General features: G+C 73.3%; 11 protein-coding genes. 4 read left to right on the top strand and 7 right to left on the bottom strand.

Annotated elements, in window-relative coordinates; all coding sequences use genetic code 11:
* Positions 1 to 276: 276 nt before the first annotated feature.
* From VF468_27745 to VF468_27755, 3 genes are read right to left on the bottom strand one after another with little or no spacing between them, the layout of a single operon-like run.
* Entirely contained in the window at positions 277 to 723 is a 447-nt protein-coding gene (locus tag VF468_27745; protein ID HEX5882078.1) for an OsmC family peroxiredoxin, read from the bottom strand.
* A gap of 44 nt (positions 724 to 767) precedes the next feature.
* On the bottom strand, positions 768 to 1,970 hold the full coding sequence (locus tag VF468_27750; GenBank protein HEX5882079.1) for an MFS transporter: 1,203 nt from the start codon (positions 1,968 to 1,970) through the stop codon (positions 768 to 770).
* Between the two features lie 48 nt (positions 1,971 to 2,018).
* Positions 2,019 to 2,591, bottom strand: coding sequence for a methylated-DNA--[protein]-cysteine S-methyltransferase (locus VF468_27755; GenBank protein ID HEX5882080.1), 573 nt, complete (start codon positions 2,589 to 2,591; stop codon positions 2,019 to 2,021).
* Positions 2,592 to 2,818: 227 nt separating this feature from the next.
* On the opposite strand from VF468_27755, the gene VF468_27760 reads away from it, so the two are divergent.
* A complete protein-coding gene (locus VF468_27760) occupies positions 2,819 to 4,429 on the top strand; it encodes an MFS transporter (protein ID HEX5882081.1) in 1,611 nt (536 codons plus the stop codon).
* Positions 4,430 to 4,902: 473 nt separating this feature from the next.
* Positions 4,903 to 5,763 carry an LLM class flavin-dependent oxidoreductase gene (locus tag VF468_27765; protein HEX5882082.1) on the top strand — a complete coding sequence of 287 codons (861 nt, stop codon included), beginning with the start codon at positions 4,903 to 4,905 and terminating at the stop codon, positions 5,761 to 5,763.
* A gap of 57 nt (positions 5,764 to 5,820) precedes the next feature.
* Here VF468_27765 and VF468_27770 read toward each other — a convergent pair whose 3' ends face one another.
* Positions 5,821 to 5,949, bottom strand: a complete 129-nt coding sequence (locus VF468_27770) for a DUF2252 family protein (protein ID HEX5882083.1) — start codon at positions 5,947 to 5,949, stop codon at positions 5,821 to 5,823.
* 100 nt (positions 5,950 to 6,049) lie between these two features.
* The gene (locus VF468_27775; GenBank protein ID HEX5882084.1) at positions 6,050 to 6,199 is read right to left on the bottom strand and encodes a hypothetical protein; all 150 of its coding nucleotides are present in this window, start codon (positions 6,197 to 6,199) and stop codon (positions 6,050 to 6,052) included.
* A gap of 1,214 nt (positions 6,200 to 7,413) precedes the next feature.
* On the opposite strand from VF468_27775, the gene VF468_27780 reads away from it, so the two are divergent.
* Positions 7,414 to 7,842, top strand: a complete 429-nt coding sequence (locus VF468_27780; GenBank protein HEX5882085.1) for a VOC family protein — start codon at positions 7,414 to 7,416, stop codon at positions 7,840 to 7,842.
* A 214-nt stretch (positions 7,843 to 8,056) separates the two neighbouring features.
* On the opposite strand, the gene VF468_27785 is transcribed toward VF468_27780, so the two are convergent.
* Positions 8,057 to 10,480: a flippase-like domain-containing protein gene (locus VF468_27785; GenBank protein ID HEX5882086.1), complete on the bottom strand. Its 2,424-nt coding sequence runs from the start codon at positions 10,478 to 10,480 to the stop codon at positions 8,057 to 8,059.
* Positions 10,481 to 10,684: 204 nt separating this feature from the next.
* Here VF468_27785 and VF468_27790 point away from each other — a divergent pair, with 204 nt between their 5' ends.
* Positions 10,685 to 11,611, top strand: a complete 927-nt coding sequence (locus VF468_27790; protein HEX5882087.1) for an SDR family oxidoreductase — start codon at positions 10,685 to 10,687, stop codon at positions 11,609 to 11,611.
* A gap of 62 nt (positions 11,612 to 11,673) precedes the next feature.
* Here the strand turns inward: VF468_27790 and VF468_27795 are convergent.
* A partial coding sequence (locus tag VF468_27795) for an alpha/beta fold hydrolase (GenBank protein ID HEX5882088.1) occupies positions 11,674 to 12,342 on the bottom strand: 669 nt, incomplete at its 5' end.

Below are 12,342 nucleotides of genomic sequence, written 5' to 3' on the forward strand. Positions count from 1 at the left end.
GGGCGATGGCGCGCACCTCGCCCCCGTAGAACTGGAGGGTGATCGCCGGGGTCGGGGACGGCACGGCACCGGCCGGCGACGACAGCAGCCCGCCGAGCAGCAGGATGGCGAGGACGACGGGCAGGACGCGGGCGGCGGTACGCATTGATGGCCCCACTCCAGACGCAGGCGAGACAGACCGGCCCCAGGCGCGGCAAGGCTAAGCGCCGCCTGGACGTCGGAGGATGCGCAATATGACGTAGTTCTGGCTTATTCTCCGGTCCTGCCGGGCCGGGGTCAGGCGTCGAGCGTGGCCTTGACCGTGATCTCGAGGTTGCCGCGGATGGCGTTGGAGATCGGGCAGCCCTTCTCGGCTTCCTCGGCGGCCTGCTGGAAGCCGTCCTGGTCGTACCCGGGGACGGTGCCGTTGACCTCCAGGGCCGAGCGGGTGACGACGACGCCGCCACCCTCCTTGGGGTCGAGGGAGACGGTGGAGGTGACGTGCAGGCGCTCTGGCGGGTTGCCGGCCTGGGCGAGGAAGTGCGAGAACGCCATCGCGTAGCAGGTGGCGTGGGCGGCCGCGAGCAGCTCCTCGGGGCTGGTCTTGCCGTCGGGGCTCTCGGTCCGGGCCGCCCAGGTCACCGGGTAGCGCCCGATGCCGCTGGAGGCGAACTCGGTGTCGCCCTTGCCGCCGATCAGCGGCCCCTCCCAGAGCGTGTGCGCCTGGCGGTCAGCCATGGCCATGTCGACATCCCTCCCGATCGATCCGTCGTCCAGTCCACGAAACGCTAGGACGCCGGGGGCCGGCCTGTCGACCCGGGACCAAGCAGGCCCCGCACGGCCAGCCCGCCGAGGGAGTTGACCACGGCGACCAGCCCCAGGAAGCCGAACACGGCGGCCAGCCCCGACCGGTCGGCCACCACCCCGCCGGCCACCCCGGCCAGGGCGCCGATCCCGAACGACAGCGAGAAGTAGGTGCCGTAGGCGGCCCCGCGCCGCCCGGCCCGGGTCGAGCGGGCCACCAGCTGGTTGGTGATCGGCTGGCCGAGGAAGATGAGCAGGCTGAACAGCCCGGCCAGGGCCACGCCGAGCGGGGTCGCGCCGGCCGCCCTGACCGACAGCCCGGCCAGCACGGCGGCCCCGTACAGGCCGGCGTAGCGGAGCGCCAGGCGGCGCGGGTCGGTCTCGGCCAGCCGGCCGCCGATCAGCTGGCCGGGGACGCCCAGCAGCAGCACCGCCGCCGCCAGCACGCCGCCCTTGGCCGCGGCCGCCTGCCCGACCCCGCCCACCTCGGCCAGGAACGCCGGCAGGAAGGTGACGAACCCCTGGAACACGAACCCTTCGGCCGCGGCCAGGAACATCACCACGGCCAGCGCCCCCCGGCCCACCGCCCCGGACGCCGCCTGCTCCTGTGGCGGCAGCCGCCGGTCGAGCGGCACGTCCCGGACGAGCACGACCAGCAGGACCAGGGCGGCCACGGCGGCCAGCCCGTAGCTCGCCCGCCAGGTCCAGGCGGCGGCCACCGCCCCGGCGACCAGCGGCGCCAGGGCGGTGCCGCCGTTGCCGAAGCCGCCGTGGACGCCGAGCTCGCGGCCGCCTCCGGGGGCGTTCAGGGTGACCTCGGCCAGCCCGGAGGGGTGGTAGAGGGCCCCGGCCGCACCCAGCAGGGCGAGCGCAGCGGCCAGCCACCAGATCCCGGGGGCGACCGCGGCCAGCCCGCAGCAGACGGCCGACAGGCCCGCGAACATCCGCAGCAGCACCGGCGCCCCGAACCGGTCGGCCAGCAGCCCCCCGGGCAGGGCCCCGAGCCCGTACAGCATGCTGCTCACCGTGGCCACCGTGCCCAGCGTGGTGAACGAGGCCCCGAACTCGGCCCGCAGGGTCACCAGCACCGCCGGCAGCACCAGCACGAACCCGTGGCTGGCCCCGTGGGCGGCGTAGATCGTGCCCAGCCGCACCCGCCGGCCCTCGCCCGCCACCCTCCGCCCCATGGCCCGAGCATGCCAGACTCGCCCGGTCGTGGCCGCCCGGGCGCGGGTTCAGAAGAGGGCTGGGTGGACCGTGCCCGGCCTCCCCGCCCCAGGCCGGTCCGCCTCCCGGGCGGCGGACTCGTGGGCCAGGAGCCAGGCCTTGCGATGGACGCCCCAGCCGTAGCCGCCCAGGCGGCCGTCGGCCCGGAGCACGCGGTGGCAGGGGACGATCACGGCCACGTGGTTGCTGGCGCAGGCGGCGCCGGCGGCCTGGGCGCCAAGCGGGTCGGTGGCCGGGTCGGCCAGGTCGGCCATGGCCCCGAGCTCCCGGTAGCTGACCGTCTGGCCGGCCGGCACCGACCGCAGGGCCCGCCAGGCGGCCTGCTGGGCCGGGTCGCCCGGCTGTTCCACCGCGAGCTCGTCCAGGGCCCCGACCTCGCCGGCCAGGTAGGCCAGCATCCGGGTGGCCACGGCGCCGGGGTCGGCCGCCGGCCGGGTCCCGGCCGCCCGCCGCCGCGGGTCGAGGCGGCGCTGCAGGGTCTCGGGCCGGCCGGTGAACCCGGCCGCGCAGACGCCGCCGTCGTCGACCAGCAGCGTGAACGGCCCCACCGGCGTGGCCACGGTCGTGAAATGCAGGTGCATGGTCGTCCCTCCGTACGCGATCCTCTCCGGTGGAACACGGCCGGCCGCCGGAACGTTGCAGGAACCTGTGGGCCGGCGCCTGACGGCATGACCCGCCCCACCGGGAGGGTACCGACCGACCGTCACAGGGACCCGCTAGGGTGGTCCGACCGATGACCTCCTGGCGGTGACACCGTCATCACGGTGCACCGCTGTTCCTGCACGAGATCGACGAAGGGTATTGGCACGTGGCTTCGACCGAGGCACCAGCGAGGGCCGGACGGCGCGAGTGGATCGGGCTGGCCGTGCTCGCGCTGGCCTGCCTGCTCTACGTGATGGACCTGACCGTGCTGCACCTGGCCATACCGGCCATCAGCGCCGACCTGGAGCCGACCAGCGCCCAGCTGCTGTGGATCATCGACATCTACGGGTTCTTCGTGGCCGGGTCCCTGATCACCATGGGCACCCTTGGCGACCGCATCGGCCGCCGCCGGCTCCTCATGATCGGGGCCACCGCATTCGGGCTGACTTCGGTGCTGGCGGCGGTCTCCCCCACCGCGGAGTGGCTGATCGTCAGCCGCGCCCTGCTGGGGATCGCCGGCGCGACCCTGGCCCCCTCCACCCTGTCGCTGATCTTCCACATGTTCCAGGACCCCAGGGAGCGCTCGATCGCGATCGGGTTCTGGATCGGCGCCTTCTCGGCCGGCAGCGCCATCGGGCCGGTGCTGGGCGGGGCCATGCTCGAGGTCTTCTGGTGGGGGTCGGTGTTCCTGCTCGCCCTGCCCGTGATGGCCGCCCTGCTGCTCCTCGGGCCGCGGGTCCTGCCCGAGTACCGCGACCCCGACGCCGGCCGGCTCGACCTGGTCAGCGCGGCCATGTCGATGCTGGCCGTCCTGGCCGTGATCTACGGGCTCAAGGAGATCGCCCAGGACGGCCTCGACGGCGTCTCGGTCGCGGCCATCGCCCTCGGGCTGGTGGTCGGGGTCCTGTTCGTGCTCCGCCAGCAGCGGCTGATCGACCCGATGATCGACGTCGGCCTGTTCCGGCTGGGCAGCTTCAACGCCGCCCTGGCCACCAACTTCCTGGCCATCTTCGTGGCCGTGGGCTACTTCCTGTTCGTCGCCCAGTACCTGCAGCTGGTGGTCGGGCTGTCGCCGCTGCAGGCGGGGCTGTGGTCGCTGCCGTCGGCGGTCGGGTTCATCGTCGGCAGCCAGGTCGCCCCCCGGGTCCTGGGCGACGTCCGGCCGGCCTACGTGATCTCGGGCGGCCTCGCCCTGGCCTCGGTCGGCCTTGGCGTGCTCACCCAGGTCGGGGTCTCCGGCGGCCTGGTCCCCCTGGTGATCGGGTCGGTGATCATCTCGGTCGGGCTGGCGCCGGTGTTCGGGCTGACCACCGAGCTGATCGTCGGCTCGGCCCCGCCCGAGCAGGCGGGCGCGGCCTCGGGGATCTCCGAGACCGGGGCCGAGCTCGGCGGGGCCCTGGGCATCGCCATCATGGGCTCGGTGGGCGTGGCCATCTACCGCGCCGAACTGGCCGACCGGCTCCCGGCGGCGGTCCCGCCCGAGGCGGCCGAGGCGGCCCGTGACACCCTCGGCAGCGCCGCCGAGGTCGCCGCCCAGCTTCCCGCCGAGCTGGGCGCGGCCGTGCTGGCTGTCGCCCGCGAGGCCTTCGTGGCCGGGATGCAGCTCAGCTCGGCCATCGCCGCCGGCATCGGCGTCGTCCTGGCCGTCCTCGCCCTGGTCATGCTGCGCAACCAGGAGCCGCCCAGGCCAGAGGAGGACGAGGAGGACGAGGAGGCGGAGGTGGCCACGGTGGGCGCGGCCGCCGGCGGCGGCTGCGGGGTCGCCGACGCCTCCTGAGGGCGTCAGCTGGACATGAACCGCCGGCTGAGCCGGATGAACACGGCCGCGATCCCGACCGGGACGAGCACGATGCCCGCGAGGTACATGAGGTTGATGACCAGCGTCATCGGTGCCTCCCACACGTCGATCCGGCCCTAGTGTAACGCCCGCCCAGGATCCGGCGGAGGCGGACGCGACCGGCTCAGCGGTCGTGCAGCCGGCCATCAGATGCGCGTCCATCCAGCCGCCGCCGACGAAGCCCCGCCGCGGCATGGTGCCCTCGATGACGAACCCGACCACCCGCCCCTCGGCCTCCGCCACCGGCTGGTAGATCGCGGCTGCCGGGGTGAGCCGCTCCCAGGTCTGCTGGAGCGGGGTGAGCCGCTCCCAGGTCTGCTGGAGCGGGGCGAGAGGAGCCCAGCGCGCCGCCCCGACCGAGGCAGGCGTAGCCTCCACGGCGGCAGCCCCCCACATCCTGAGGAGGACAACGCGTGCGGATCGGCATCGGCCTTCCGAACCCAGTGCTGAACGTTCCTGGGTCCCTGCTGGTCGACTGGGCGGGACGGGCCGAGGAGCGAGGCTTCTCCTCCCTGGCCACCATCGACCGGATCGCCTACCCCAGCTACGACTCGCTCACCGCCCTGACCGCGGCGGCGGCCGTCACCGACCGCATCGGCCTGGTCACCAACATCCTGCTCGGGCCCGCCTACAGCCCGGTGCCGCTGGCCAAGGTGACGGCCAGCATCGACCAGGTGTCGGGGGGCCGCCTCACCCTCGGCCTCGGCGTCGGCAGCCGCGCGGACGACTACCAGCTCGCCGGCCGCTCCTTCGACGACCGCGGCCGGCGGTTCGACGCCGACCTGGAGCTGCTGCACACGGCCTGGGCGGGCGAGCCGCCCGACGGCAGCTCGTTCCCGGTCGGCCCACCGACCACCAGGGGGCGCATCCCGCTGCTCATCGGCGGGCAGCCGGCGCTGGCGGCGCCGCGCGCCGCCCGCTGGGACGCCGGCTTCACTCTCGGCGGGGCCCCGCCGGAGATGGCCGGCGGCGCCATCCAGGAGTTCACCAAGCGCTTCGAGGAGGCCGGCGGGACCGGGCGGCCCCGGATCGTCGCCCTGTCCTACTTCTCCCTCGGCGAGGAGCACACCGAGGAGTCGCTGCACAACCTACGCACCTACTACGGCTTCCTCGGCGACTGGGCCGAGGGGCTGGCCTCGGGCGCCCCCCGCACCCCGCAGGCCGTCCGGGACCGGGTCGCCGCCTTCAAGGAGCTCGGGGTGGACGAGCTCGTCTTCGATCCCACCGTGGCCAGTCTCGACCAGGTGGACCGCCTGGCCGACGCGGTCCGGTAGCCCGCGTCACGCCTTCGAGGGCCTGCCAGCCCAGGTAGATGTCGCTGGCGGCCTGCATCATCCGCTGCCCACCCCGACCACCTTGCGGGCCATGTCGACGGGCTCGAACCGCTCCAGCAGGTGGCGGTGGTCGTCGCGGAGCGTGGCCCGGTAGGCGCGGAACTGCTCCCGGAGCAGGCGCTCCATCCGGTCCGGAGGGATGCCGTAGGTGGCCTCCAGGTCCCGCGCGGGAACGACCGGTGCCGATCGACGGTAGCAGGGCGTCGGTCAGGTCAGGCGTCGGCGCTCAGAACAGCGCCGGTGGCGGCACGGCGTCGCGATCCCACCAGTCCGGCTCCGGCTCGACCTCCGGGTGGAGGTGGAGCAGGTGCGCGCGAAGCTCCTCGGGATTCGGCGCGAGGTGCGCACAGTACGGGCACGGCTCGCCTTCTGGCACCGCGGTCTCCTCTCGGACGTGCTCATCGACTGAGCCCTTGCTGGCCTCTTACCCCGGAAAGCCCTGCTCTATCCCCGTAACGCTGCCGGGACCGCCACCGCCAACGGCCACCGGTTCTGCGGCTACGACCGCGCCACCACCGGGAACAGCGACAAGGTCCCGGGGCCGCGGGACGGCAAGACGACCGTGACCGACCTGCACCGCCTGCTCCAGGCGGCCCCAGATCGAGCCGCCGAAAACCTGCTCGGCGCCTCCTTCGATGAAAGGCCATGACGCGGGAAACCGCACCGGCGGGTGCGTCAGGCGGGCAGCAGCTCGGCGAGCGCGGCCGGCTGGGCCATGTAGGCCGGCGGCTCGACGCCCAGGGCCCGCAGGACGGCCGGCGCGACCTCGAGCACGGAGACCTCGAACGGAACTGCTCGACCAACTTGTCCTCGACGACCAGGTTGAACTGGGGCAGCATGGCCGGTCGGCGCTGCCAGGTGTCCTCGTCGGGCAGGCCCATGGCCTCGAAGAAGCGGGTCGGCTGGGTGAGGTAGAGCTGGGTCTCCAGGCCCTCGGCCATGGTCGCCCGCTGCCCCATGGTCGACGCGATCCACAGCTGCGAACCGGGGTTGGCCTCGACCTGGCGCGCGACGCGCTCGACCAAGTCCGCGGCCTGGCCGGTGGCCCACATGACCTCGTCGTGGAACGTCTCGACCCAGTCCTGGCCCAGCCCGAGCTGCTCGTAGTCGTCCGGGCGGTGGGCCGCCCAGTGGCGGTGCATGGCGGATGCGACATGGTTGGTGAAGAACGTGCTGAACCGCGGGCGGGACCGCCGCAGCTGGCGGGCGAAGATGGAAGGCGACCAGCTCCGGCGGGTGCGCCACCGGCTCGGACGCGAACGCGTCGGGCAGGGAGAACGCGTAGGAGCCGAGGTCGTCCGGGGCCGGGTAGGTGTGGAGCGAGGCGCACACCCCCACGCTGACGCCGGCGTCCCGCAGCAGCGACCAGATCGGGGGGAACCGCTCGAACCCGGGCAGGCGGCCGCGTCGCCATGCCCGCACGACCGGCCCGGTCCCGGCCGGCCGCCTGCCCGCCCCTGGGCCGAGCAGCCCGAGCAGCAGCACGGCCGCACCCACCCCCCAACCGTCGCCGAACCAGGCGCATGGGGTCTCCACCTCGGCCGCCCCGGTTGCCGCGACAATAGCCGCTCACGACGAAAGGAGACAGCCTTGGACCAGCGGCTGAGCCTCATCACCCTCGGCGTCGGCGACGTCTCCCGGGCGCAGGCCTTCTACGAGGCGCTCGGCTGGCACCTGGACGGGGGCGTCGACGACGACACCGACCACGTCGCCTTCTTCCAGGCCCCCGGCCTGATCGTCGCCCTGTGGGACCGGGGCAAGCTCGCCGCCGACAGCGGCGTCACCGACACCGGCGGCTGGGGCGGCGTCACGCTCGCCTACAACGTCCGCTCCCCCCAGGAGGCCGACGCCGTCCTCGCCGAAGCCCAGGCCGCCGGCGCCACCATCGCCCGCCCCGGCGCCAGCACGTTCTGGGGCGGCTACTCCGGCGTCTTCATCGACCCCGACGGCCACCCCTGGGAGGTCGCCCACAACCCCGCCTGGACCGTCCATGACGACGGCCGGACAACGCTCGAATGAGGGCCACGGCCAGGCCCGCGACCCGATCCCCCTGTTCGGCCTGCTTCCAGGCTCGCTACCGTCAGGGGAGGTCGACCGCCTCCTCGGGGACGTGGCCGCGGCGGAGGACGCCTCCCAGCAGGCCGGCCGCCGGGGTGTGGGCCCGCACGGCCGCGCCGTCGGCCTCGACCTCGACCCCGGCGCCCTGGCCATCGCCCGCCAGGCGGCGGAGCGGTCAGATCACGTCCCGCCTCGTCAGGAGGGTGAAGGCCAGCCAGCCCGGGAGCACCGGCAGCCAGAACGTGGCCACCCGGTAGATCAGCACGGCCGGGACGGCCAGCTCGTTGGGGACACCCGTGGCCGTCAGGCCGGCGATCAGGGCGGCCTCGACGGCGCCGACCCCGCCCGGCGTCGGGGCGGCGGAGGCCACGGCGGTGCCGGCGAGGTAGACCGCCCCGGCGACGGCGACGCTGACCGGATAGCCGAAGGCCCGGACCGACGCGAACAGCGCGACGATGTAGGCCAGGTCCATGAGGAGCGCGCCGACGAACGACAGCGACAGCCGGGCCGGGTCTCGCAGGGCCTCGCGCAGCTCGAGAACCGCCTTCTCCACCTGCGGGACGACCACGCCGCGGATCAGCCGCCGGGCCGGCCGGATCACCACCGCCAGGCCGATGATCGCGGCCGCGATGACGAGGACCAGCAGGATGGTGGTGCTCGACGGCAGGTCCACGACGTTCGCCTTGGAGCCGGCCCACACGAGGAACACGGCGGTCAGGGAGATGTGCATCGCCCCTGCGGCGAGCATGGAGACCCCCACCCCGCCGATCGTGGTCGCGGAATCGAGCCCCTGCTTCTGGAGGTAGCGGATGTTGACCGCCATGCCGCCGACCTTCACCGGGGTGATGCGGTTGATGAAGGATCCCCCGAGCTGCTCGGCCGTGGTGAGCCCGAGCGACAGGCGCTGGACGAACCCACCCATCAGGTTCAGCGCGGCGCCGAGATAGGTCAGGGCGGAGGCCACGAGGGCCAGGACCGCCCAGCTCCAGTCCATCCGGGCGAGGACGGCCGGCAGGTCCTTGATCTCGGTGACCTGGTGGATGAGGAGGTAGGCCGCCACGGCGGTGGCCACCAGGGTCAGGACATGCCGGGGCTGCACCCGCTCCAGGTGCTGGAGCTGGACCTTCTCGACACCCACGGCGTCGGCCGCGGTCTGCTGCAGCTGCTTGTCCAGCCCCTTGTGCGCCTTCATGGCCTTCCGGGTCGCGGTCGAGAGGGCGTCCGGCTGCAGGCGGGGCAGCGCCGCCTGGATCTGCTCGGGCCGCAGCTCCGCGACCGCGGCGTCGACGGTCCGCTTGGGGCCGACCGCCACCGCCATCGAGCACAGCAGCTCGGCCACGTCACCGGCGAGCTGCTGCGGCAGCGCCGCCACGGTGCCGAACCCGAAGTCGATCAGCCAGGGCTGGCCACGGTCGTCGAGGAAGAGGTTGGCCAAGCGCAGGTCGCGGTGGGCGATCCCGGCCCGGTGCAGCTCGGCGACCAGGCGCCAGATCCCCCGGAGGATCTCGTCGTCGAGCCGCTCGACCGGCACGCCGTCCAGCGAGCTCCCCTCGATGCGGACGAACGCCAAGGCCAGCCGGTCCGCGTCGACCTCGGAGACACCGAGCAGCCGGGGGGTGCGGATGCCGTCGTCGGCCGCCAGCGCCGACACCAGCGCCTCGTGCTCGATCGACTGCTTCAGGGAGGACGCGATCGCCTCGTCGCCCAGACCGCGGAAGCGCAACCAGCGGTAGAAACGGAACAGCAGGTCGCTGCTACGCTCCTCGCGGCCCAGGACCTTGACGAAGACGCCGTCTCCGCCGGCCATGGTCCCGAAGAACGGCCGCGATCCCCGGGCGTCGACCGCGGCCGGGTGGACCTTTGTGACGTCGATGCTGGTGCGGCGCAGGGCCGCCGCCACCTGATCCGGCTCCAGTGGCCGCATGGGACGTCCCAACGCCAGCAGCACCGACGAGGCGGCGATGAACCCGCAGGCGATCGCGGCCACCAGGTCCCGTGGCAGGTCGCTGCCGGCCAGGATCACGTGCAGCGTGGTGAGGGCGATGGTCCAGACCACCAACCGCCGGTAGGGAACCGTCATCAACGGCCGGGCGACCATGTAGATCGCCACCGCCACGGCCACGTTCCCCGAGCCAAGCCTGAGGGAGATGTCGGTCACCCACGCCGCCGGCGGGATGGCCGCCGGGCTGGGCGCCGGCGCCTCGCTGATGAGCCGGTCCACCCCGGCCAGCAGGACCAAGGCGACCACGCTGGCCAGGAGCAGCCGGCCCAGCAGCTTCCACTGGCGACGCCAGGCCAGCCAGGCCACCAGCCCCAGGGCGGCCAGCAGCGAGAGCACCCGGATGGTGCCGAAGACGATCACGGCCAGCCCCTCCGGCAGGCCACGGACGACCCGGACCAGGTCGGTCTCGAAACCCAGCAGGGCGTCCGAGAAGACGGTCGCCAGGACCAGCCCGAGCAGCAGCAGGATCAGGCCACCGACCAGCCGCAGCAGGTCGCGCGAGCTCCGCGCGAACTCGTACTGCCGGCCGCCGTCGACCCGGCGGTCAGGGGCCGCCCCCGGGCTCGTCCCGGCGTCAGAGGTCGCCTCGGTGGCCATCGTCCGGTCCGCTCCAGGCTGGTGGGTTGCTGGCAGGTCCTGACCAGCCTAGTCGGACGGCAACCCCGGATGGGCCTCCCCGAGCATCCCGGGGCGGCGGTTCCGGCAGCAACTGCGTTCCGACGATCCGCTCGCGCATCGGCATGGTCCGACGGCTGGGTCGGCGGGACGTTGTTGTGGGGATGTCGTGCTTTGATGGCCAGCATGGACACCGAGCACAACCAACCACGGGTCGCGCTGGTGGCGGGAGCGACGCGGGGAGCCGGACGCGCCATCGCGGTCGAGCTGGCCCGGGCCGGGCTGCATGTGTACGCCACCGGGCGCAGCAGCCGCGCCACGGGGAGGTCGGAGATCGGGCGGCCGGAGACGATCGAGGACACCGGCGACCTGATGGCCGCCGCCGGCGGGCATGGTACGGCCCTGGTGGTCGACCACGAGGACCCCGCGGCCGTGGCCGCCCTGGTCGCCCGGATCGAGTCCGACCACGGCCGCCTGGACGTCCTGGTCAACGACATCTTCGGCGGCGACCGCTACGCGCAGTGGCACACGCCGATGTGGGAGCACGACCTCGCCGGTGGCCTGCGGATGCTGCGGATGGGCGTGGACACCCACCTCATCACCGCCCACGCCGCCCTGCCGTTGCTGCTGCGCGGCGAGCGCGGGCTGCTGGTCGAGATGACCGACGGCACGGCCGAGGTCAACGCCAACTACCGCGAGGGGGTCGGCTTCTTCTACGACCTGGTCAAGGCGAACGTGAGCCGGATCATCCTCTCGCTCACCCATGAGCTGCGTGACCGGCCGGCGACGGCACTCGGGGTCACGCCCGGCTGGCTGCGCTCGGAGGCCATGCTGGAGGGCTTCGGGGTCACCGAGGAGACCTGGCGAGACGCGCTCGCCAAGGTGCCAGGGTTCGCGATCTCAGAGTCGCCGACCTACGTGGCCCGCGGGGTCGCCGCCCTCGCCCAGGACCCGGAGGCGGCCCAGTTCGCCGGTCAGGTGCTCACCGCCCGCCAGCTGGCCGACCGCTACGGCGTGACCGACGCCGACGGCTCCCGCCCGGACGCCTGGGGCTACATCGCCACCTACGGCATGAGCGAGCAGAGCGGCCGGGACGTCGAGCGGTTCCGCTGACAGGGACGAACCGGCACCAGGGCATGGCGCCCGGTGAGGAGAAAGGTTGTTGTCAGGGTCGTTCAGCCCGGCTGCTCGTCGAGGAAGGCGAGGGTGACCGCCGCCAACAGCGGGGAGACGGCCAGGTTGTAGTGCGTGAGGCCAGGCAGGATGGCCAGCGCGTGACCGCCCTTGGGCCGGCCCTCACCCATCCAGCCGCCGTCGCGGAGGCCGCCGTCGAGCAGTTTGAACATTTCGACGTAGTGGCTGGGCGGTGCCATGTCGGCATCGGCAGCGACGATGAGGGTGGGCACTTGCAGGCCTCGTAGGTTCTCGCTGTAGTCGAAGTCCTTGCTCATCGACGCGCCGATCTTGTCCAGCAGTCGCCCGAAATCTTCAGGCCGCGGCGCGACGCGCTGGTACAGCTGATACATCGGCGTGTCCTTCATGAACGGGATCGCCGCCGCGTTCACCTGGGCTTGCTGGGCGAGCATCTCGGCCGGGATCGCGTCCCGCCGGGCGTGAGCCGAGGCGCAGACCAGCTTGCGAACCTTCTCGGGGTGCTGCACCGCGGTGAACAGCGCCACGCCGCCGCCGAGGGAGTAGCCGACGACATCTGGCTTCTCGAGCCCGAGGTGGTCGATGAGGGCCGCGATGTCGTCTGCCATGAGCCGGATGTCGATCGGTCGATCGATGTCGGCCGTTCGTCCGTGCCCTTGGAGGTCGACTGTGATGACCTGGTGTCGCTCCGC

This window comes from Actinomycetota bacterium, assembly GCA_036280995.1.
GTDB lineage: Bacteria > Actinomycetota > CALGFH01 > CALGFH01 > CALGFH01 > CALGFH01.

Excerpts from the sequence above, each read along its gene's own strand:
- VF468_27745 (HEX5882078.1), bottom strand. The coding sequence starts at position 723 with ATGGCCATGGCTGACCGCCAGGCGCACACGCTCTGGGAGGGGCCGCTG.
- VF468_27750 (HEX5882079.1), bottom strand. The coding sequence starts at position 1,970 with ATGGGGCGGAGGGTGGCGGGCGAGGGCCGGCGGGTGCGGCTGGGCACG.
- VF468_27755 (HEX5882080.1), bottom strand. The coding sequence starts at position 2,591 with ATGCACCTGCATTTCACGACCGTGGCCACGCCGGTGGGGCCGTTCACG.
- VF468_27770 (HEX5882083.1), bottom strand. The coding sequence starts at position 5,949 with ATGGAGCGCCTGCTCCGGGAGCAGTTCCGCGCCTACCGGGCCACGCTC.
- VF468_27785 (HEX5882086.1), bottom strand. The coding sequence starts at position 10,480 with ATGGCCACCGAGGCGACCTCTGACGCCGGGACGAGCCCGGGGGCGGCC.
- VF468_27790 (HEX5882087.1), top strand. The coding sequence starts at position 10,685 with ATGGACACCGAGCACAACCAACCACGGGTCGCGCTGGTGGCGGGAGCG.